This is a genomic window from Janthinobacterium sp. BHSEK (assembly GCF_056174685.1).
The window spans coordinates 53,452-72,764 of the sequence record NZ_JBWBYV010000012.1; the positions used below are offsets into that span (position 1 = coordinate 53,452).

Consider the following 19,313-nt stretch of genomic DNA (forward strand, 5'->3'; position numbering starts at 1 on the left):
TGTCTGGCAGTGGGCTTGCGGTATGGTGTCACTATAGCCATACCGCTCCCGGCCGGCACGCCGATTGCGACGAACTGCGCTTTTGGCAGGCTGGCCTGACAAAAACGCGGATGAACGCGCAGATCGCTACGCTTGCAGCTTAAAACTCTTCCCACTCGTCGGCGCCGGACTTGGCCGCCTTGACGGGCTTGACCGGCGACAGCGCGCGGGCCGGCGCGCGTGGCGCCGGAGCAGCCGGCTTCGCCTTGAGGCGCGCCACGGGCGCGGCGGCAGGGCCGGCATCGCCCAGGCGGAACATGCCGACGGCTTGCGCCAGGTCCACGGCCTGCTCCTGCAGGCTTTCCGCGGCGGCGGCCGCCTGCTCGACGAGGGCGGCATTCTGCTGTGTCATGGTATCCATGTGCGTGACGGCCGTATTGATCTCGCCGATGCCGGCGCTCTGTTCACGGCTGGCCACCGTGATTTCGCTCATGATGGTCGTCAATTGCTGCACCGAGGCCACCACCTGATCCATGGTCTGGCCCGCCTCATCGACGAGGCGGCCGCCCGCATCGACTTTTTCCACCGAGTCGCCGATCAATTCCTTGATTTCCTTGGCCGCGCCAGCGGAGCGTTGCGCCAGGTTGCGCACTTCGGAGGCGACCACGGCAAAGCCCCTGCCCTGCTCGCCCGCGCGCGCCGCCTCGACGGCCGCGTTCAAGGCCAGGATATTCGTCTGGAAGGCGATGCCGTCGATCACGCCGATGATGTCGACGATCTTGCGCGAGCTTTCCTGGATGCCGGCCATGGTGCCCACCACCTGCTGCACCACGCGCCCGCCCTTGGCCGCCACTTCCGAAGCGGACACGGCCAATTCGTTGGCCGCATGCGCGTTCTCCGCATTCTGCTTGACGGTCGAGGTCAGCTCATCCATCGAACTGGCCGTTTCTTCCAGCGCGCCCGCCTGCGCTTCCGTGCGCGAGGACAGGTCGGCGTTGCCGGCGGCAATATCGGCCGACTCGCTGCGCACCAGGGTGCTGATGCTGCGGATCTGCACCAGCACGGTGGCGATCTTTTCGACGAACAAGTTAAAGGCCTTGGCGATCTGTGCCAGCTCGTCCGTGCCTTGCGCATCGAGGCGGCTGGTCAGGTCGCCGTCACCCGTGGCGATCGCTTCCATCGCATCGCGCACCAGGCCCAGGCGGCGCAAGGCGCGCGCCACCAGCACGCTCAGTACCGTGGCGGCCAGGGCCAGCACAAGCAAGGCCGTCAGTGCCGAGGCGCGCAGCATGGAGCTCAAGGCTTGCGTCGCTTCCTCACGGTCGAGCACGGTCGCCAGCAGCCAGTCGCTGCCTGGAACCTTACTCACATGCAAGATGCCGTCGCGCCCGTCCAGGCGGATGGCGGCGCCGTCACCGCTCTTTTCGATATCGGCCAGCGCCTGCGCGCTCAGGCCCGGGTCGAGCTCGGCCAGCGGCTTCAGCGTCAGCTTGCCGTCCGGATGGGCGATGATCTTGCCGCCGCCATCGACGAGGAAGGCATAGCTGGCCGCCGTCGGCTTGATCGAGGCGACGTTTTGCACCACCGCATCCATCATCACGTCTGCCGCCATCACGCCCGTCACGCTGCCCTTGCCGCCCAGCGGCTCGGCGAACGTCACCACCAGCTTGCCCGTGCTGGCGCCGATATACGGCGCCGTGATGATGGGGCCGCCCACTTCGGACGCCAGCTTGTACCAGGGCCGCGCCGTGGGATCGTAGTCGGCGGCGCGCTTGCGCTCCTGCGAGAAGACGGCGTGCTTGTCGGCAAAGCCGATATACGCCATGTCGAACGTGCCTGCCTGCTCGGCCGCCTTCAGGGCCGGCAGCGGATCGGCCGCCGTGGCGCCCTGCTTGAGCGAGCCCACGACGGCTTGCTTGGAACGCAGCCATTCGGCGATGGCTTGCGCATGGCTGTGCGACAACTGCAGCATCTGCGTGTCGAGCGCGGCCAGGGTGCTTGAACGCGTGGTGAAGAAATTGGCGATGGCGACGGCCAGCATGGCCAGCACGACGATGGAAACGGCGATGGCGATCAGCCGCGCCTTAAGGGAGGACAACATGGTGCATCCAATAAAAAAGAGAAAATCGGGAGGGATGCGCCATGGTCGGGGAATAAGAATTTGTCGTCAAGCAATACCGACTATCGATTACCCATAAACAACAATTGATACCTTATATTAACTATGCATTAATAAAATATTAACTATATCTCGCCGCGCAGCTTGCGCAGAGCCGGCGATTCGCCACCCGTCGCCTCGATGCGGAAGCGGGCAAATGCCTGTTCCAGCTCGGGGTACCGGCGCAAGCCGCCTTCCGTAAAATAGCGCCCGCCGGGGATATCGCCCCACGGCAGCGGCGCGCTCAAGGCGCCGCTGCCCACCAGGGCCAGCAACGGCTCGAGCGCGCTGCGCAGGTCGGCCACCTCGCCGTCGGCGGGCGCCAGGCGCGCCAGCAACTGCTCCAGTTCCGCGGCATGGGCTTGCAAACGCTGTTGATCCATCATCTGTCCTCAATTCTTGATCGTGCCGATCAGCACGGGTGCCGACCACAGACTACGGTTGGGGAGCAAATACTGCTGCGCCCCACCCTTGCGCCGTACCAGCCCGCCCAGCTCTTCCGTCGGCGCCACCTCGCTGACGAATACATTGACGGTGCCCTTGGGCATGATCTGATACACATCATACAGCGGCGCCTCGCTCTTCAAGGGCAAGCCGAAACAGTCGGCCAGGGTGGCGCAGCGGCCAGAAGCCAGCTGCAATTGCGCGCTGGTAGTGAAATACGGCGAATACGGCGACACATTCTGGCCATGCGGCACGATTTTTACCAATGCGGCTGACATGGCTTGCAAGTCGGGCACGGTGCTGCCGGAAGCGAGCTGCTCGACCGCCCGCGCATAGATGGTGTCGGCCGAGGCGGCAGGATCGGCGGCGCGCAGCTCGCGCAGGAACTGCTGTCCCGGCCCGCTCTCGAGGTAGGCGTCGATTGCGTCCCGCGGCAAGCCCGCCGTCCTGAACGTGCTGAGGTCATTGATTTCACGCGCATGCACGGCGCGCAAGGCGTCAAGGTCTTGCGCCGGCATGGACGCGGACGCGGCGGCGATGGGGATGGGCAACGGCACCGGCGTGGGTACGTTGTCCAGCTGTGCCCGGACGCCGGGCGCGACGGCAAACAGGAAGGCGGCGGCCAGCCCGCAGAATGTGCGCATGCTGCATCTCCTTGGAAGACTCGTTCGAGGGAAAATCCCACTCCGAATCTACAAGGCGCGGCGGCGGCCGATACGCGCTGGATCAAGGCCGGTGCACGCGTCGGCACACACCTTCGATACAGCGCAAGCGATATGCATAAAAAAACCGCCAGGGCTTGCGCACTGGCGGTTGTTGAGCATGCGGACCTAGCCGCACTCAGGCTGACTTAGACGAACTTAAGCGGCTGGCGCTTCGTTGCCTTCGGCAGCTTTCATCGACAGCTTCAAGCGGCCGCGGTCGTCCGTTTCCAGCACTTTGACGCGCACCAGCTGGCCTTCTTTCAGGTAGTCGGCCACGGCGTTGACGCGCTCGTTGGCGATCTGCGAGATATGCAGCAAGCCGTCCTTGCCTGGCATGACTTGCACGATGGCGCCGAAGTCCAGCAGTTTCAGCACGGTGCCTTCGTAGGTCTTGCCCACTTCGACGGACGCGGTCAGTTCTTCGATGCGGCGCTTGGCTTCCTGGCCGGCTTGCGCGTCGACGGAAGCGATGGTGACCACGCCTTCGTCGCTGATGTCGATCTGGGTGCCCGTCTCTTCGGTCAGCGCGCGGATCACGGCGCCGCCCTTGCCGATCACGTCACGGATTTTTTCCGGGTTGATCTTGATGGTGATCAGACGCGGTGCGAAATCGGACAGTTCGGTTTTGACGTGCGGCATGGCTTTTTGCATTTCGCCCAGGATGTGCTCACGGCCTTCCTTGGCTTGCGCCAGTGCCACTTGCATGATTTCCTTGGTGATGCCCATGATCTTGATGTCCATCTGCAGCGCCGTGATACCGTTGCGGGTACCGGCTACCTTGAAGTCCATGTCGCCCAGGTGATCTTCGTCGCCCAGGATGTCGGACAGCACGGCAAACTTGCCGCCTTCCTTGATCAGGCCCATGGCGATACCGGCCACGTGCTCTTTCATCGGCACGCCGGCGTCCATCAGTGCCAGGCAGCCGCCGCACACGGAAGCCATCGACGAGGAGCCGTTCGATTCCGTGATTTCCGATACCAGGCGCACCGAGTAGCTGAACTCTTCGGCGGCTGGCAGGGCGGCGATCAGCGCGCGCTTGGCCAGGCGGCCGTGGCCGATTTCGCGGCGTTTCGGCGTACCGACACGGCCCGTTTCGCCGGTGGCGAACGGAGGCATGTTGTAATGCAGCATGAACGAATCGGTGAACTCGCCCATCAGCGCGTCGATCTTCTGGCTGTCGCGGGCGGTGCCCAACGTTGCCACGACCAGCGCCTGCGTTTCGCCGCGCGTGAACAGGGCCGAACCGTGGGTGCGTGGCAGCACGCTGGTGCGGATCGAGATCGGACGCACGGTGCGCGTGTCGCGGCCGTCGATGCGTGGCTCGCCGTCCAGGATCTGCGTACGCACGATTTTCGCTTCGATGTCGAACAGGATGTTGTTCACTTCCGCGCTGTCGATCGACGCGCCGCCGGCGGCAGCCGCTTCGGCCGACAGGTCGGCGATCACTTCCGACGTTGCTGCCTTCAGCTTGGCCGTACGCTCTTGCTTGTCCTTGGTTTGATACGCGTCATTGATCTTGGCGTTGGCGAAATGCGCGACGCGGGCGATCAGTGCTTCGTTCTTCGGCGCAGGCGCCCATTCCACTTCCGGCTTGCCGCCGTCACGCACCAGGTCGTGAATCGCGTCGATGACGACTTTCATCTGGTCGTGGCCGAAGACCACGGCGCCCAGCATGATTTCTTCGGACAGCTGTTGCGCTTCCGATTCGACCATCAGCACGGCCGTTTCGGTACCGGCGACCACCAGGTCCATCTGCGACGTTTTCAGTTGCTGGACGGTCGGATTCAGGATGTACTGGCCATTGGCGTAACCGACGCGCGCGGCGCCGATCGGGCCGTTGAAAGGCACGCCCGATACGCACAGGGCGGCCGAGGCGCCGATCATGGCGGCGATGTCCGGATCGATTTCAGGGTTGACCGACAACACGTGAATGATGACTTGCACTTCATTCAGGTAGCCTTCCGGGAACAATGGACGGATAGGACGGTCGATCAGACGCGATGTCAGTGTTTCTTTTTCGGAAGGACGGCCTTCGCGCTTGAAAAAACCGCCCGGGATTTTACCGGCAGCATAGGTTTTCTCGACATAATCAACCGTCAAAGGGAAGAAATCCTGGCCCGGCTTGGCATCTTTGCGTGCCACCACCGTTGCCAGAACGACGGTATCTTCGATCGACACCAGCACTGCGCCGGATGCCTGACGAGCGATTTCGCCGGTTTCCAGGGTCACTTGATGTTGACCGTACTGGAAGGTTTTCGTAACTTTGTTAAACATGGGGTATCCCTTTTCTAATTGCCGACAGATTTTCAGGGGCTGTCGTTCACCTCACCACAGGCGGCGGAAACACCGTTGCCGCCTTTACTACTTTACTTTTAAAACATGATATCGGTAGAGAATACTGTACTTCTCGACATAAATCCGGAATTCAAATGACAAAATGCCCGCGTCAGCGAACTGGCGCAGGCATTTCTGTATAAACCTTGTACGGCAAAAATTACTTGCGCAGACCAAGTTTAGCGATCAGGTCGCGATAACGGGTAGCGTCTTTAGCCTTCAGGTAGGACAACAGGCTCTTACGACGGTTGACCATCATGATCAGGCCGCGGCGGGAGTGGTGATCTTTCGAGTGGGCTTTGAAGTGGCCGTTCAGTTCGTTGATGCGAGCTGTCAGCAGTGCAACTTGCACTTCAGGGGAGCCGGTGTCGTTTTGACCACGTGCGTTGTCCGCGATGATAGCGGCTTTGTTGATGTTTTCTACTGTCATGATAAACCTTTCACATGCGGTGCACAGAGTCTGAACCCTATCCACCGTGAACTACGATTATTAAAATACTGGCCTAGGCTTCCAACCAGACGCGCAAGTATATCGGAAAAATGCCCGCCTGTATCCTGCCGTGCGCGCTTTTCTCGGTGCATGATAGGGTTTTCCTGCATTTCAGGAGGTCAAACATGAAAAAACTGCTCAAATTAGCAACGCCGCTGCTATTTGCCGCGCTGACCGGCTGCGCCAGCTGGAACGTCCCGCCGCCGCAGCCGGGTGAGCCGCGCGCCGCCGTGGAAGCGCGCCTGGGCCGGCCCACGGCCATCTACCAGCTGCCCACGGGGCCGGAACTGGAATACGCGACGGGCCCGTACGGCCAGTACACGTACATGGCCCGCTTCGGCCCCGACGACAAGCTGATTTCCTACGAGCAAGTGCTCGACACGCCGGGCTTTGCCCGCATCAAGGTAGGCGTGTCGACCCAGCAAGACGTGCTGCACATCCTGGGCCGCCCGACGGAAACCTCGTATCTGTCGCTGCCGAAACTGCACGTCTGGTCCTACCGCTACAAGGAATCGGGCGTGTGGGATTCCATGATGCACGTGCACTTCGACCACGACGGCATCGTGCGCATGATGATGAACGGGCCCGATCCGGCCAAAGAAGAGCGGCGGTTTTTCTGGTGACGAGCGTCTTGCACCAAGACTAGCGCCTATCCCAAATGCAAATTCTGGGGTCAGACCCGGCGGGTCTGACCCCGACTTACGGCTGCGGGTCGATGCGCTCGTCTTTCGCGTGTAATTTATTCAGCGCCGACAAATACGCCTTGGCCGACGCGACGATGATATCGGGGTCGGCGCCCACGCCGTTGACGATGCGCCCGTCGCGCGACAGGCGCATGGTGACTTCGCCCTGCGACTGCGTGCCCGTGCTGATGGCATTGACGGAGAACAAGACCAGTTCCGCGCCGCTGGCGGCCGCGCTTTCGATGGCGTTGACGGTGGCGTCGACGGGGCCGTCGCCCCGCCCTTCGCAGCTGCGCTGTTCGCCGCCGACGAGAAATTCCACGCGCGCATGGGGCACGGCGCCTGTCGTCGATTGCTGCGTCAGGGAAATGAAACGGTAGTGCTCACTCTCCTGCGCCTGCTGCTCCTCGCTGACGAGAGCCATGATGTCTTCGTCGAAGATCTCGGATTTGCGGTCAGCCAGCTCCTTGAAACGCAGGAAGGCGGCGTTGACTTCCGCTTCGGATTCGAGCGCGATGCCCAGCTCATGCAGCCGCTGCTTGAAGGCGTTGCGGCCCGACAGTTTACCGAGGACGATCTTGTTGGCCGTCCAGCCCACGTCTTCGGCGCGCATGATTTCATACGTCTCGCGCGCCTTTAAAATGCCGTCCTGGTGGATGCCGGACGCGTGCGCAAAGGCATTCGCGCCCACGACGGCCTTGTTCGGCTGCACGGCAAAGCCCGTGATCTGCGACACCATTTTCGAGGCGGCCACGATTTGCGTCGTATCGATACCCACCGTCAGGTTGTAATAGGCGGCGCGCGTGCGCAGCGCCATCACCACCTCTTCCAACGCCGTATTGCCGGCCCGCTCGCCCAGGCCATTGACGGTACACTCGATCTGCCGCGCGCCGCCGATCATGACGCCGGCCAGCGAATTGGCCACAGCCAGGCCCAGGTCGTTATGACAATGGACAGACCAGATGGCTTTATCGGAGTTCGGTATGCGTTCGCGCAAGCGCTTGATGGTATTGCCGAAGATTTCAGGCACGGCATAGCCCACCGTATCGGGGAAATTGATGGTGGTGGCGCCCTCGGCGATCACGCCCTCCAGCACGCGGCAGAGGAAATCCTCGTCCGAGCGGCTGCCGTCTTCGGGGCTGAATTCGATGTCGTCCGTGAACTGGCGCGCGTAGCGCACGGCGTTCTGCGCCTGCAACAAGACTTCCTCGGGCGTCATGCGCAGCTTCATCTGCATGTGCAGCGGCGAGGTGGCGATAAAGGTGTGGATGCGCTTGCGTTCGGCTGGCGCCAGCGCTTCGGCGGCGCGGGCGATGTCGCGGTCGTTGGCGCGCGACAGCGAACAGATGGTCGATTCGCGCACGGCGCCGGCAATCGCCCGTATCGACTCGAAGTCGCCCTGCGAGGCGGCGGCAAAGCCCGCTTCGATCACGTCGACCTTCATGCGCTCGAGCTGCTTGGCGATGCGCAGCTTTTCCTCGCGCGTCATGGAAGCGCCCGGCGATTGCTCGCCGTCGCGCAGGGTGGTGTCAAAAATGATGAGTCGGTTGCTGGTGTTCATGGCTGCTCCTGGCTGGCTGAAGACTGGCGACGCTACCGACTCGGCGCATCAATGCTCGGGGTCGGTCTGGATGATGCTGACGGGCTTGCCCTTCGCCATGCGCCAGAAAAACACGGCGTAGCCGGACAGGCCATAGGCGACGAAAATCGGGAACAGCACTTTCGGCGGGTCGATGGAAATGAGCGCGAAGAACAATGCCAACAGGAATACCACGATGAAAGGCACGGACTTGCGGAAATTCACATCCTTGAAGCTGTAGAACGGCACGTTGGTGACCATGGTCAGGCCGGAGAACAGGGCGATCGTCCACGACACCCAGGCCAGCTGGTTGCCGGCAAATTCCAGGTCGTTCATCAGCAGGATGAAACCGGCCACCATGGCGGCCGCCGCCGGGCTGGGCAAGCCCTGGAAGAAGCGCTTGTCGACCACGGCGATGTTCGTGTTGAAGCGGGCCAGGCGCAGGGCGGCGCCGGCGCAATACACGAAGGCGGCCAGCCAGCCCAGCTTACCCATGCCGCGCAGCGACCATTCGTAGATCACCAGCGCCGGCGCGGCGCCGAACGACACCATGTCGGACAGGCTGTCGTACTGGGCGCCGAATTCGCTCTGCGTATTCGTCAGGCGCGCGATGCGGCCATCTAGGCCGTCGAGGATCATGGCGATGAAGATGGCCCAGGCCGCGTGTTCGAACTTCTGGTTCATGGCCATGACGATGGCGTAGAAGCCGCAAAACAGGGCTGCCGTCGTGAAGGCGTTCGGCAACAGATAGATGCCGCGGCGGCGCAAGGTTTTCTTGCCAGTGCCATCGGTCACCGGCTGGCGCACGAATTTACTGAAGCGGGACGCTTTGGATGCTGCGGGAGTGCCGTTCTTGCCTCTACGACGGGGGAAGTTTGCCATGTTGTTCCATATCTTGTGTACTGCAGGGGATTCGGTGCCAGATGGCAGGCGCAAGACTGTCACGGCGTGCGCCTGCCGATGTTGCCATTATAGAGGAGCCGCCGCCAAAGAAAAGCGCGGCGGCGTCAAGCCGGCAATATTGACACCAATACTAGCCTTATTTGAACTTGACCTTGGCCACCAAGCCCATGTTGAGGGTCGTTTCGCCCGGTTCGAAGCTCGGTTCGGCCACCTGGCTGCCGCCATAGCCCATGGAATCGGCGCTCATGGCGCGCGCGCCTGCCACGTTGGCGCGCTGCGCATAGTTGCCCGAACCTTCGAAATCGATGGTATCGATCACGGCGTCATTGACGTTGCGGCCCATGGCGCCGGCGATGGCGGCCACGCGCTCATTGAGGTTCTTGTACGCGGCGGCGATGCGCTGGTCGTCGAGCTTGCGCACGGTGGCGGGTGCCAGGCCGAAATTCAGGCGGTTCAGGGTCAGCACGCCTTGCGCTGCGGAAACGGTTTTCGGCAAGGCGGCCAGGTTGGTCGTCGTCACCTGCAGGTACTGGCCCACGCGCCAGCCCGTCGGCACCCTTGGCTTGGCGGCGACGCCCGGCGGCAAGGGCGCCGTTTCCGGGTACACGGCATACGTGTAATAGCCCTGGGTCTTCAGCACGGCTTGCGGGTCGGCCTTCTTGACGATGGCCGCACCCTGGTTCATCTTCTGGTTCACGCGCGAGGCGGCGGCGGCCTTGTCCTTGTCCTGCTCTTCGATGGCCAGGGTGACGGTCACCTGGTCGTTCGCGTGCACCACTTCGCCATTCGCGGGCACCACCACGAGGGTGCCCGAGGTGGGCAAGGTTTGGGCGTGGGCGCCCAGGGCTACGGCAGCGGCGGCCGCGGCCAGCAGCGATTTCATGACGGTCATGGTGTTCTCCTGGAAAATAATGGGGCAAAAACAACCATGGGGCCAACAGCCCCATGATTTTTAAAACATGCTAACGCGGAAACATTTCCACGCGGATGCGCTTACTTGAACTTGACCTTGCCGACGACACGCATGTCGAGCGTCGTTTCGCCCGGCTCGAAGCTCGGTTCGGCAACGGTGCTGTCTTCGGCCATCTTGGCGCTACGCATCATCATCGGCGCGGCGGCAGGACGGCTTTCCGTGGCGTAGTTGCCCGAACCTTCGAAGTCCACCGTATCGAGCACGGCGTCGGAGACATTGCGGCCCATGGCCTTGGCGATGGCGGCCACGCGCTCGTTCAGGTTTTTATAGGTGGCGGCGATGCGCTGGTCGTCCAGCAAGCGAACGGTTTCCGGCTTCAGGCCGAAATTCAAGCCATTCAGGGTCAGCACGCCTTGCGCCGCCGACACGGTTTTTGGCAAGGACGCCAGGTTGGCCGTCGTCACTTCCAGGTACTGGCCGACGCGCCAGGCAGTTGGCAAACGCGGCTTGGCCACGGCGCCGGCCGGCAATGGGCGCTCTTCCGGGTACACGGGATAGGTGTAGTAGCCGTACGATTTCAGTGCCGCCGACGGATCGGCCTGCTTGACGATGGCGATACCCTTGTTCATCTTCTGGTTGACTCTCGACGCGGCGGCAGCCTTGTCCTTGTCCTGTTCTTCGACGGCCAGGGTAGCGACCACCTGGTCATTGACATGCTTGACTTCGCCAAATGCGGGGACCACCACCAGGGTGCCGGAAGTCGGCAAGGTTTGAGCTTGTGCGTGGGCTTGCGCGCTCAGGGCAACGGTGGCTGCGGCGGCAACAAGGACGGATTTCATCACGGTCATGGGGGTACTCCTAGGTAGTTAATGTGGCTGACAGCCCGCGAAGGGGAGGCTTTGCCATCCCTTTCGCCTGAGAAACTTGTCAAACTGTGTAGATTCTAACGCCTCATTCATTCCTGTGGCGCAAATTAACAAATCGTCACAAAATGTGCCTGGCAGTCACATCTGCTCACATTTCAATACACTGCAATTTCAAATAACAACGTTATTAGTGGCCCAGCACCGCGCCGCCGCTGCGCCGGCCCGGCTTGAAACTGTGGCGGTGCGCGCACCAGGCGATGGTCAACGCCACCAGCAGCAAGGCCAGCATGGCCCACGGGAACGACGCCGCGCCATAACCGTCGAGCAACATGCCGCCCGCCAGGCCGCCGCCCGCGATGGCCACGTTCCAAATGGTCGCCACCATCGCTTGCGCCACGTCCATGCCGTCGCCGGCCGCGTCCGCCGACGCCGTCTGCAGCAAGGTACCGGCGCCGCCAAAGGTGATGCCCCAGATGGCCATGCTGACATAGATCACGGCGGGCGAGTCCATCGCCAGCCCCAGCGCCACCATCACGAGGGCAAAGGCGGCGATGCAGCCCAGCACGAGCGGGCGCAGCCAGCGGTCGATCAGCTGGCTGACCAGCCAGATGCCGGCCAAGGAGCCCACGCCATACACGAGCAGTACCAGGTCGACGCGGGGGCGCAAGCCGGACGGCGCCAGGAACGGCGCGATATACGTATATAAAATGTTATGCGCCAGCATCCAGGCGACGATCACCGCCAGAATCGGCCGCACGCCCGGCGTCATGAACACCTGGCGGATCGACAAACGCTCGCCCTGCTTTTGCCCCGGATAATCGGGCACGACCAGCAGCACCCACGCGACCAGCACCACGGCCAGGCCGGACATGATGCCGAAGATGCTGCGCCAGCCCAGCACGCCGCCCATCAGGGTACCCAGCGGCACGCCCAGCGACAGGGCCAGCGGCGTGCCGATCATGGCGATGGCCATCGCCCTGCCCTGCTGCTCGACGCTCACCATGCGGCGCGCGTAGCCGGCCATCAAGCCCCAGGCCAGACCGGCGGCCATGCCCGTCACGAAGCGCGACACCAGGGCGACGAGGTAGTTGGGCGCCAGGGCCGTCGCCGTATTGAAGATCAAAAAGCCGATGATGGCCAGCAACAGGACATTGCGCCGGCGCCAGCTGCTCGTCAGCGCCGTCAGGGGAATCGCCGTCAATATGGAACCGATGGCGTACACGGTGACCAACTGGCCCGTCATGACTTCGGAAATATTGAGGTCCTTGGCAATCTGCGGCAGCAAGCCGGCCGGCAAGGTTTCCGACAGGAGGGCGAGAAACGCCGTCATGGCCAGGGCCAGCAAGGCCAGCACGGGAAGCCGTTCGGAAATGGAAGATTCGGCAGTGCCCGGCATGGGCACTGCGGCGGTGATGCGGTCGGTCATAGGGGTCCTTCAGATTGCGCAAGCGGCTGATCAACCAGCGCCTGGCGTGCTACAAAAGCGGTGATGCGCGTTGCGGTCGGCAGATACCGAAACAGATGCAGTCCACAGGAAACTGCAAAGGAAGGGCGGAATTGTAAAGCAAACGCAGCAAAAGCGTGCGCACCTCAAGCTGGCGTCATGCAGGCATCATTGGCCGCCTTGCGCGGCGAAAACCAGGCATTCGATTTCGGACTGTACAGGAAGGCGCAGGTGACGGCCAACATGAGCGCGCCAGGCAAGACGTTCATCTTCAGCGGCAAGGTCGCCAGACAGAACGCAATGTCGATCACGCCCCACACCAGATAGACGGTGCGCGCGCCACGCTGCCTTTGCAGCATGGCCAGGGCTGTCACCAGGGTCAGGCCCAGGCTGAAGAGCATCATCACGTATTGCGCCTCGACGGGAATCGCGCCGTGTGTCATCCCGGCCAGCATGGCGGGATCGTTGCGGCCAAGGTAAGCCGAGGCCAGCGATAACAACGAGCTGAGGATCAGAAACCAGCAGCTGATGGCAACCGAGATGGGGCGCTTGACCGCATGAAGATTCCCTACAAAAACTTTAGAAAAAACAAGCATGGTGCTGACGGTATGGTTGACTGGGTCTGATTGTAACGGATGTTGGCGGCCAAACGCCTGCGCACAAAAAAAGCCGGCTTGCGCCGGCTTCCTGTAAAGAACGGTAAATGCTTAGTTCTTCGACTGGTCGACCATCTTGTTCTTCGCGATCCAAGGCATCATGGCGCGCAGTTTCGCGCCCACTTCTTCGATCTGGTGCTCGGACGTCAGACGGCGGCGCGAGATCAGGGTCGGTGCGCCTGCCTTGTTTTCCAGGATGAAGCTCTTCGCGTATTCGCCCGTTTGAATATCTTTCAGGCATTGACGCATCGCATCCTTGGTGGCCGAGGTGACGACCTTAGGGCCGGTCACGTATTCGCCGTATTCGGCGTTGTTCGAGATCGAGTAGTTCATGTTGGCGATGCCGCCTTCATAGATCAGGTCGACGATCAGCTTCAGTTCGTGCAAGCACTCGAAGTACGCCATTTCAGGCGCGTAGCCCGCTTCCGTCAGGGTTTCGAAGCCGGCCTTGATCAGTTCCACGGCGCCGCCGCACAGCACGGCTTGTTCGCCGAACAAGTCGGTTTCGGTTTCCTCACGGAAATTCGTTTCGATGATGCCGGCACGGCCGCCGCCGTTGGCCGAGGCGTACGACAGGGCGACGTCACGGGCGATGCCCGATTTGTCCTGGTACACGGCGATCAGGTGGGGCACGCCGCCGCCCTGGGTGTAGGTGGCGCGCACGGTGTGGCCAGGCGCTTTCGGCGCGACCATGATCACGTCCAGGTCGGCGCGTGGCACGACTTGGCCGTAATGCACGTTGAAGCCGTGGGCGAAGGCCAGCACGGCGCCTTGCTTGGCGAACGGCGCGATGTTTTCGTTGTAGACCTGGGCGATGTTTTCATCCGGCAGCAAGATCATGATGACGTCGGCCGCTTTCACGGCGTCGTTGACTTCCGCCACTTTCAGGCCCGCTTGCTCGACCTTGGTCCACGAAGCGCCGCCCTTGCGCAGGCCGACGGTGACGTTGACGCCCGAATCGTTCAGGTTTTGCGCGTGCGCGTGGCCTTGCGAACCGTAGCCGATGATGGCGACGTTTTTGCCTTTGATCAAGGAGAGGTCAGCGTCTTTGTCGTAAAAAACTTTCATGGTATTTCCTATAATTTGATGATGCGTTGTTGTTTTAAATGCGGCCCGCGGGCCGCGTAGTGCTGCTGTGTACTTTTATACCTTGAGGATGCGTTCGCCGCGGCCGATGCCGGAACCGCCCGTGCGGACGGTTTCCAGGATGGCGGCGCGGTCGATCGAATCGATGAACGCGTCGAGCTTGACCTTGTTGCCGGTCAGTTCGATCGTGTACGTCTTTTCCGTGACATCGATGATGCGGCCACGGAAGATATCGGCGGTGCGCTTCATTTCCTCGCGCTCCTTGCCCACGGCACGGACCTTGATCAGCATCAACTCGCGTTCGATATGCTGGCCTTCGGTCAAGTCCACCACCTTGACTACCTCGATGAGGCGGTTGAGGTGCTTGGTGATCTGCTCGATGATGTCATCCGAACCGCTGGTGACGATGGTCATGCGCGACAGGGTCGAGTCTTCCGTCGGCGCCACCGTCAATGTTTCGATGTTGTAGCCGCGTGCCGAGAACAGACCCACCACGCGCGACAGGGCGCCCGCTTCGTTTTCCAGCAAGACAGAAATAATATGGCGCATATTAGAGATCCTCCGAACCGAGCATCATTTCGGACAGGCCCTTGCCGGCTTTCACCATTGGCCACACGTTTTCAGACTGGTCGGTAATGAAGTTCATGAATACCAGCCTGTCTTTCATGCCAAACGCCTCTTTCAGGGCGCCGTCGACGTCGCCCGGTTTTTCAATTTTCATGCCCACGTGGCCGTATGCTTCCGCCAGCTTCTCGAAGTCGGGCAGCGAATCCATGTACGACTCGGAGTAGCGCGAACCGTAATCGATTTCCTGCCACTGGCGCACCATGCCGAGGAAACGGTTGTTGAGCATGATGATCTTCGGCGTCAGGTGATACTGCTTGCACGTGGCGAGTTCCTGGATGCACATCTGGATCGAACCTTCGCCCGTGATGCAGGCAACGGTGGCGTCCGGATTGGCCATCTGCACGCCCATGGCGTACGGCAAGCCGACACCCATGGTGCCCAGGCCGCCGGAATTGATCCAGCGGCGCGGCTTGTCGAAGCCATAGTATTGCGCGGCCCACATCTGGTGCTGGCCCACGTCGGACGTGATGAAGGCATCGCCCTTGGTGATCTGGAACACTTTTTCCACCACCGCTTGCGGCTTGATGACCAGGTCGGACGTTGGATATTTCAGGCATTCGCGGCCACGCCATTCGGCGATCTGCTTCCACCAGTTGCTCAAGGCATTGACGTTCGGCTTGGCTTCGGCGGCGTCGAGTTGCGCGAGGAACTCGATCAGCACGTCCTTGACGTTGCCGACAATGGGGATATCGACCTTGACGCGCTTGGAAATCGACGATGGATCGATGTCCACGTGGATGATCTTGCGCGGATGCGAGGCGAAATGTTTCGGGTTGCCGATCACGCGGTCATCGAAACGGGCGCCGATGGCAATCAGCACGTCGCAATTCTGCATCGCCATGTTCGCTTCGTAGGTGCCGTGCATGCCGGGCATGCCGACATACTGCTCGCTCGAGGCGCGGTAGCCGCCCAGGCCCATCAAGGTGTTGGTGCACGGGAAACCCAGGCGGTCGACCAGCTTGTTCAGCTCGGCCGAGGCATTTGCCAGGATGACGCCGCCACCCGTGTAGATCATCGGGCGTTCAGCTTGCAGCAGCAGCTGCACGGCCTTGCGGATCTGGCCCGAATGGCCCTTGTCGACGGGACGGTAGGAACGCATCTCGACTTCCTTCGGATAGTCAAAGTTGCATTTGTGCATGCTGATATCCTTGGGGATATCGACCAGCACGGGTCCCGGACGGCCGGTACGGGCGATGAAGAACGCTTTCTTGATCGTCGCTGCCAGGTCCTTGACGTCCTTGACGAGGAAGTTGTGCTTGACCACGGGGCGCGTGATGCCGACCGTGTCGCATTCCTGGAACGCATCCTGGCCGATGGCGTGGCTCGGCACCTGGCCGGAGATCACCACCATCGGGATCGAGTCCATGTACGCGGTCGACAGGCCCGTGACGGCATTCGTGACGCCCGGACCGGACGTGACGATGGCGACACCGACCTTGTTCGAGCTGCGCGAATAGGCATCGGCGGCGTGGATCGCGGCCTGCTCGTGGCGTACCAGGATATGCTGGAATTTGTTTTGCTGGAAGATGGCGTCGTAGATGTAGAGTACGGCTCCGCCCGGATATCCAAAGACGTGCTCGACGCCCTCTTCAGCCAGACAGCGCACGACAATTTCTGCGCCGGTAATGGGTCCTGCTGTTGCTTCGGTATTCATGAAACATTCCTTTCAAGGTCCATTGGAGATTGATCGGATGTTCTTTCCTGACGAGGTACGCCTAACGCAACAGTGCTCCTGCTTCCCTTTTCATGCGGTCACGCAATTTCTTTGGGCACCCATAGATACCTTACAAAACAACGCTTAACGCAACTCGTTTGGCTGGAGTTTCTGTGGCGCCTGTACGAACCGCTCGCGCTTGTGGCGCGGGTTAGAACAAACTGCCTACAAATGAAAGCGCGTCTTGCCGCGGATGGCCTTGTGTGCCGGTCGCGACCTGACCATAGGGCTTTGGGGTGTTCAAAGCGTCCCATACGTTATCGCGTTGCACCATGATGGTCAAGGAAAATGTCGGCCTCGCTGCATTTTTGCCCGCACAACGTGCAAAAACCCTGCGGAAACGCACATTTTTTGCTAGCATGCACGGGGTTGCAAAAAGCATACCCGCCCCCCATTCGCCCACCGCACCCCGCAGCCGCTAAGATCCCCATACCGCATGGCAACAGACAAAGAATTATCCGACTTTCTAGAAAATGTCGAGCGGCGCGCTTTCAAGCAGGCCGCCTACGCGGTCCGCAAGGTAGAATCGGCACTCGACATCGTGCAGGATGCCATGATCAAGCTGGCCGAGAAATACGGCGACAAGCCGGCCGCCGAGCTGCCGATGCTGTTCCAGCGCATCTTGCAGAACACCATACTCGATTATTTCCGCCGCGAAAAAGTTCGCAACACCTGGGTCAGCCTGTTTTCCGGCATGAAGCCCTCGGGCGACGAGCATGAGGATTTTGATATACTTGACACCTATGAATCGGAACAGGGCTCCAGCGCCGCCGAATCGTCGGCCGACCAGGTCGAACGCGCGCAAATCCTTGATTTGATTGATGCAGAGGTACAAAAACTGCCCTCACGTCAACGCGAAGCCTTCCTCATGCGTTATTGGCAGGACATGGATGTGGCTGAAACAGCGGAAGCGATGGGTTGCTCCGAAGGTAGCGTGAAAACACATTGCTCTAGAGCTACCCACACGCTCGCCGAATCGCTGAAAGCCAAGGGAATTAAATTATGAACACCGACGATCTCAATTTCGCTTACAAAGTGCGCCATGCACTGAACGAAAAACTCGACGAGCTGCCCGCATCGGCCACCGATCGCCTGGCAGCGGCACGCAAGCTGGCCCTGTCGCGCAAGAAGGCGGACGCGCCCGCCGCCGTCACCGTGCGCCAGAATGTGTTCGCCGGCGTGGCCAGCAGCCTGTTCGTCGAGCCGCTGTCGTGGCTGGGCCGCATGAGCGTCATCATCCCCCTGCTGCTGCTGGTCGGCGGCCTGGTGGGCATCTATCAGTTTGAGCAGGAACAACATATTGCCGAACTGGCAGAAATCGACGCCGCCGTACTGTCCGACGAATTGCCGCTCTCCGCGTACATGGACCATGGCTTCAACGCCTACCTGACGAAACGCGAGCAATAATGGCACGCACGAGCGTACGCAAAGGCTGGCTGGCCGGCGGCATCGGCCTGGGCGCCTGCGCCCTGGCCGGCGCCGCCTGGGTAGGCGCGCAGCAACATCCCGCTCCCGCCGCGCCTCCCGTGGCGGCGGCGCCCGTGGTGGCGCCGGCCCCGGCCTCAGCCGCCAAGCCCGGCTCGCCCCGCACGGCCGGCAAGGGCGGCACGCCCAAGGCCAGCGACAATCCGTCCTGGAACAAGCTGTCGCGCGTGCAGCAGGAAGCCCTGCAGCCGCTGGCGGGAGAATGGAACAAGCTGGAAGCCTTGCGCAAGCAGAAATGGCTCGATATCGCCAGCCGCTTCGCCTCCATGTCGCCCGACGAGCAAATCCGCGTGCACGAACGCATGCGCGAATGGATCAAGCTGACGCCGGAACAGCGCCGCCTCGTGCGCGAAAACTATACGCGCACGAAGAAGATCGATCCGGGTCAAAAAACCGCGCAATGGGAGCAGTACCAGCAATTGCCGGAAGATCAAAAGAAAAAGCTGGCGACGGAACTCGTGCCGAAAAAACCGCTGGGCAAGGTGCCGGCGATCAATTCGAATACGAGCAAGCCGGCCCCCATCCTGCTCCCCGCCACGCCGCCAGCGCCTGCCGCCGCCGCGCCCGTCCTGCCGCCAGCCGCCACGCCAGCGGCGGCCGTGCCGCTCACGGATCCTGCCGCGGTCCCCGCCACCGTGCCCGTCACGCCACCTGTTACGCCAGCCCCACTGCCGAACTATGTCAAATAGCGCGCCTGCCGCCAGCATCACCTCCCATCCCACGATCAAGCGCCGCCTGATTTCCATGGTGTACGAGTCGCTGCTGGCCCTGGCCGTGCTCTTTTTACCCTTCCTGCTGTTTGAACTGGCCGTGCAGTGCGCGCATACGCCCATGACGGAACACATGCGCCAATGCCTGGCCTTCCTCGTCATGGGCGCGTATTTCATCCATCAATGGAGCCGCGAAGGGCAAACCCTGGCCATGAAGACGTGGCGACTGAAAGTCGTGCTGCCGGGCCACGCCCACGTGCCGCTGCGGGTGGCCGCCTACCGCTACATGCTGTCATGGATGTGGCTGCTGCCGGCCCTGCTGGTGTCGTATGCATTCGGCTTGCAGCACTGGACAGCGCTGGGCGCCATCGGCGCGGGCATCCTGGCCTGGTCGGCCACGGCCCTGTTCACGGGCAATGGACAATTCCTGCACGACAAGCTGGCGGGCACGCAGATCGTGCAATTGCCGGCCCCCGCGAAAAAGTCGAAGAAAGTCGCCGCCTGAGTTTTTATGCGGCTTGACCTGCGTCATTGAAGC

19 protein-coding genes are annotated in these 19,313 nt (G+C 61.7%); 5 read left to right on the forward strand and 14 right to left on the reverse strand.

The window, feature by feature from the left end; all coding sequences use genetic code 11:
* Positions 1-139 precede the first annotated feature (139 nt).
* The 5 genes from AC0V2Y_RS04890 to rpsO form a co-directional block, all read right to left on the reverse strand.
* Positions 140-2,080, reverse strand: coding sequence for a methyl-accepting chemotaxis protein (locus tag AC0V2Y_RS04890; RefSeq protein WP_475415390.1), 1,941 nt, complete (start codon positions 2,078-2,080; stop codon positions 140-142).
* A gap of 143 nt (positions 2,081-2,223) precedes the next feature.
* Complete coding sequence (locus tag AC0V2Y_RS04895) at positions 2,224-2,523, reverse strand: hypothetical protein (RefSeq protein WP_475415391.1); 300 nt, start codon at positions 2,521-2,523, stop codon at positions 2,224-2,226.
* Between the two features lie 6 nt (positions 2,524-2,529).
* Positions 2,530-3,225: a hypothetical protein gene (locus AC0V2Y_RS04900; protein ID WP_475415392.1), complete on the reverse strand. Its 696-nt coding sequence runs from the start codon at positions 3,223-3,225 to the stop codon at positions 2,530-2,532.
* A gap of 216 nt (positions 3,226-3,441) precedes the next feature.
* A complete protein-coding gene (pnp, locus tag AC0V2Y_RS04905) occupies positions 3,442-5,559 on the reverse strand; it encodes a polyribonucleotide nucleotidyltransferase (protein WP_475415393.1) in 2,118 nt (705 codons plus the stop codon).
* 220 nt (positions 5,560-5,779) lie between these two features.
* A complete protein-coding gene (rpsO, locus tag AC0V2Y_RS04910) occupies positions 5,780-6,049 on the reverse strand; it encodes a 30S ribosomal protein S15 (RefSeq protein WP_010399743.1) in 270 nt (89 codons plus the stop codon).
* Positions 6,050-6,234: 185 nt separating this feature from the next.
* Between rpsO and bamE the strand changes: the two genes are divergently transcribed.
* Positions 6,235-6,732 (forward strand): outer membrane protein assembly factor BamE domain-containing protein, encoded by a 498-nt coding sequence (bamE, locus tag AC0V2Y_RS04915; RefSeq protein ID WP_475415394.1) that lies wholly within the window; start codon positions 6,235-6,237, stop codon positions 6,730-6,732.
* 76 nt (positions 6,733-6,808) lie between these two features.
* On the opposite strand, the gene AC0V2Y_RS04920 is transcribed toward bamE, so the two are convergent.
* The 9 genes from AC0V2Y_RS04920 to AC0V2Y_RS04960 form a co-directional block, all read right to left on the reverse strand.
* Positions 6,809-8,353, reverse strand: coding sequence for a 2-isopropylmalate synthase (locus tag AC0V2Y_RS04920; RefSeq protein WP_070288764.1), 1,545 nt, complete (start codon positions 8,351-8,353; stop codon positions 6,809-6,811).
* Between the two features lie 48 nt (positions 8,354-8,401).
* On the reverse strand, positions 8,402-9,253 hold the full coding sequence (pssA, locus tag AC0V2Y_RS04925) for a CDP-diacylglycerol--serine O-phosphatidyltransferase (RefSeq protein ID WP_086136413.1): 852 nt from the start codon (positions 9,251-9,253) through the stop codon (positions 8,402-8,404).
* Positions 9,254-9,410: 157 nt separating this feature from the next.
* Complete coding sequence (locus AC0V2Y_RS04930) at positions 9,411-10,166, reverse strand: SIMPL domain-containing protein (protein WP_475415395.1); 756 nt, start codon at positions 10,164-10,166, stop codon at positions 9,411-9,413.
* Positions 10,167-10,267: 101 nt separating this feature from the next.
* The gene (locus tag AC0V2Y_RS04935) at positions 10,268-11,035 is read right to left on the reverse strand and encodes an SIMPL domain-containing protein (protein ID WP_475415396.1); all 768 of its coding nucleotides are present in this window, start codon (positions 11,033-11,035) and stop codon (positions 10,268-10,270) included.
* A 205-nt stretch (positions 11,036-11,240) separates the two neighbouring features.
* Entirely contained in the window at positions 11,241-12,479 is a 1,239-nt protein-coding gene (locus AC0V2Y_RS04940; protein WP_475415397.1) for an MFS transporter, read from the reverse strand.
* Positions 12,480-12,643: 164 nt separating this feature from the next.
* Positions 12,644-12,952, reverse strand: coding sequence for a hypothetical protein (locus AC0V2Y_RS04945; RefSeq protein ID WP_475415398.1), 309 nt, complete (start codon positions 12,950-12,952; stop codon positions 12,644-12,646).
* Between the two features lie 252 nt (positions 12,953-13,204).
* On the reverse strand, positions 13,205-14,221 hold the full coding sequence (gene ilvC, locus AC0V2Y_RS04950) for a ketol-acid reductoisomerase (protein WP_076567050.1): 1,017 nt from the start codon (positions 14,219-14,221) through the stop codon (positions 13,205-13,207).
* A gap of 75 nt (positions 14,222-14,296) precedes the next feature.
* Positions 14,297-14,788, reverse strand: a complete 492-nt coding sequence (ilvN, locus tag AC0V2Y_RS04955; protein ID WP_010399754.1) for an acetolactate synthase small subunit — start codon at positions 14,786-14,788, stop codon at positions 14,297-14,299.
* Position 14,789: 1 nt separating this feature from the next.
* The gene (locus AC0V2Y_RS04960; protein ID WP_475415399.1) at positions 14,790-16,520 is read right to left on the reverse strand and encodes an acetolactate synthase 3 catalytic subunit; all 1,731 of its coding nucleotides are present in this window, start codon (positions 16,518-16,520) and stop codon (positions 14,790-14,792) included.
* 496 nt (positions 16,521-17,016) lie between these two features.
* On the opposite strand from AC0V2Y_RS04960, the gene AC0V2Y_RS04965 reads away from it, so the two are divergent.
* The 4 genes from AC0V2Y_RS04965 to AC0V2Y_RS04980 are packed head-to-tail and all read left to right on the forward strand — an operon-like array spanning position 17,017 to position 19,280.
* Positions 17,017-17,586 (forward strand): RNA polymerase sigma factor, encoded by a 570-nt coding sequence (locus AC0V2Y_RS04965; RefSeq protein ID WP_475415400.1) that lies wholly within the window; start codon positions 17,017-17,019, stop codon positions 17,584-17,586.
* Positions 17,583-17,987, forward strand: coding sequence for a DUF3619 family protein (locus tag AC0V2Y_RS04970; protein ID WP_475415401.1), 405 nt, complete (start codon positions 17,583-17,585; stop codon positions 17,985-17,987). The genes AC0V2Y_RS04965 and AC0V2Y_RS04970 overlap by 4 nt, the downstream gene beginning before the upstream one ends.
* Complete coding sequence (locus AC0V2Y_RS04975; protein WP_475415402.1) at positions 17,987-18,754, forward strand: DUF3106 domain-containing protein; 768 nt, start codon at positions 17,987-17,989, stop codon at positions 18,752-18,754. Before AC0V2Y_RS04970 ends, AC0V2Y_RS04975 begins: the two co-directional genes overlap by 1 nt.
* A complete protein-coding gene (locus AC0V2Y_RS04980) occupies positions 18,744-19,280 on the forward strand; it encodes an RDD family protein (RefSeq protein WP_475415403.1) in 537 nt (178 codons plus the stop codon). Before AC0V2Y_RS04975 ends, AC0V2Y_RS04980 begins: the two co-directional genes overlap by 11 nt.
* The last annotated feature ends 33 nt before the right edge of the window (positions 19,281-19,313 follow it).

What these genes read in the sequence shown, in the direction of transcription:
- AC0V2Y_RS04890 (WP_475415390.1), bottom strand. Translation starts at nt 2,080, where the DNA reads ATGTTGTCCTCCCTTAAGGCGCGGCTGATCGCCATCGCCGTTTCCATC.
- AC0V2Y_RS04895 (WP_475415391.1), bottom strand. Translation starts at nt 2,523, where the DNA reads ATGATGGATCAACAGCGTTTGCAAGCCCATGCCGCGGAACTGGAGCAG.
- AC0V2Y_RS04900 (WP_475415392.1), bottom strand. Translation starts at nt 3,225, where the DNA reads ATGCGCACATTCTGCGGGCTGGCCGCCGCCTTCCTGTTTGCCGTCGCG.
- pnp (WP_475415393.1), bottom strand. Translation starts at nt 5,559, where the DNA reads ATGTTTAACAAAGTTACGAAAACCTTCCAGTACGGTCAACATCAAGTG.
- rpsO (WP_010399743.1), bottom strand. Translation starts at nt 6,049, where the DNA reads ATGACAGTAGAAAACATCAACAAAGCCGCTATCATCGCGGACAACGCA.
- bamE (WP_475415394.1), top strand. Translation starts at nt 6,235, where the DNA reads ATGAAAAAACTGCTCAAATTAGCAACGCCGCTGCTATTTGCCGCGCTG.
- AC0V2Y_RS04920 (WP_070288764.1), bottom strand. Translation starts at nt 8,353, where the DNA reads ATGAACACCAGCAACCGACTCATCATTTTTGACACCACCCTGCGCGAC.
- pssA (WP_086136413.1), bottom strand. Translation starts at nt 9,253, where the DNA reads ATGGCAAACTTCCCCCGTCGTAGAGGCAAGAACGGCACTCCCGCAGCA.
- AC0V2Y_RS04930 (WP_475415395.1), bottom strand. Translation starts at nt 10,166, where the DNA reads ATGACCGTCATGAAATCGCTGCTGGCCGCGGCCGCCGCTGCCGTAGCC.
- AC0V2Y_RS04935 (WP_475415396.1), bottom strand. Translation starts at nt 11,035, where the DNA reads ATGACCGTGATGAAATCCGTCCTTGTTGCCGCCGCAGCCACCGTTGCC.
- AC0V2Y_RS04940 (WP_475415397.1), bottom strand. Translation starts at nt 12,479, where the DNA reads ATGACCGACCGCATCACCGCCGCAGTGCCCATGCCGGGCACTGCCGAA.
- AC0V2Y_RS04945 (WP_475415398.1), bottom strand. Translation starts at nt 12,952, where the DNA reads ATGCTGGCCGGGATGACACACGGCGCGATTCCCGTCGAGGCGCAATAC.
- ilvC (WP_076567050.1), bottom strand. Translation starts at nt 14,221, where the DNA reads ATGAAAGTTTTTTACGACAAAGACGCTGACCTCTCCTTGATCAAAGGC.
- ilvN (WP_010399754.1), bottom strand. Translation starts at nt 14,788, where the DNA reads ATGCGCCATATTATTTCTGTCTTGCTGGAAAACGAAGCGGGCGCCCTG.
- AC0V2Y_RS04960 (WP_475415399.1), bottom strand. Translation starts at nt 16,520, where the DNA reads ATGAATACCGAAGCAACAGCAGGACCCATTACCGGCGCAGAAATTGTC.
- AC0V2Y_RS04965 (WP_475415400.1), top strand. Translation starts at nt 17,017, where the DNA reads ATGGCAACAGACAAAGAATTATCCGACTTTCTAGAAAATGTCGAGCGG.
- AC0V2Y_RS04970 (WP_475415401.1), top strand. Translation starts at nt 17,583, where the DNA reads ATGAACACCGACGATCTCAATTTCGCTTACAAAGTGCGCCATGCACTG.
- AC0V2Y_RS04975 (WP_475415402.1), top strand. Translation starts at nt 17,987, where the DNA reads ATGGCACGCACGAGCGTACGCAAAGGCTGGCTGGCCGGCGGCATCGGC.
- AC0V2Y_RS04980 (WP_475415403.1), top strand. Translation starts at nt 18,744, where the DNA reads ATGTCAAATAGCGCGCCTGCCGCCAGCATCACCTCCCATCCCACGATC.